Below are 609 nucleotides of genomic sequence, written 5' to 3' on the forward strand. Positions count from 1 at the left end.
GCCACGGGCGGCACGGCCGCAACCGGCCAGCCCATCACGGGCGGTGGCGGCCAGCGGCAGTAGGGCAGCCGGCCCGGCCGCGACGCGCCTGCGGATGGGCCATGCCAGTCCCGGCGCTTTCGCCATGGCCGGGCCGCGGCGCCTACGGCCGCGGCGTCCAGTCGCTGCCGGCCGGCAGGCGGATGAGCAGCCAGTCGCGCTGGATGCGGCGGGGGAACGCCGCCTCCATCGCCTCCAGCACGGCGGGGTTGTAGCGGCTCTCGAAGATCGGGCTGCCGCGGTCGCCGACGGTGACCGCGAAGGCGAAGCGGCCATCGCGGATCATGTCCACGATCAGCCGCTCGTCCCAGCGCCCCATGCCGCCGAGCTCCGCGAAGATCGAGGGCTCCCACGGCACCTCCTTCCCCGCGCGCAGCGTGAGGACCATGTCGTCCGAAATGATGGTGCGGTCGGCGCGGCGCGCCAGCTCCACCAGGTCCTGCATGAAGGCGGGGGAGAAGTCGGGGTGGGTGAGCACGCCATGCGCGGGCGTGCGCACGGTGGCAGCGTGCGCGGCGAGCACCGCGGCCAGCAGCGCCGGCCCGGCAGCCGCCGCCCAGCCTGCCCCGC

1 protein-coding gene is annotated in these 609 nt (G+C 75.9%); it reads right to left on the minus strand.

Annotated features, from left to right (window positions below; translation table 11 throughout):
• Window positions 1-142 precede the first annotated feature (142 nt).
• Window positions 143-609, minus strand: a 467-nt coding sequence (locus tag OZN99_RS33115; RefSeq protein ID WP_270939404.1) for a hypothetical protein, incomplete at its 5' end; no start/stop codon positions are given.

The organism is Falsiroseomonas oryzae (genome assembly GCF_027856955.1).
Taxonomy (GTDB): Bacteria; Pseudomonadota; Alphaproteobacteria; order Acetobacterales; family Acetobacteraceae; genus Falsiroseomonas; species Falsiroseomonas oryzae.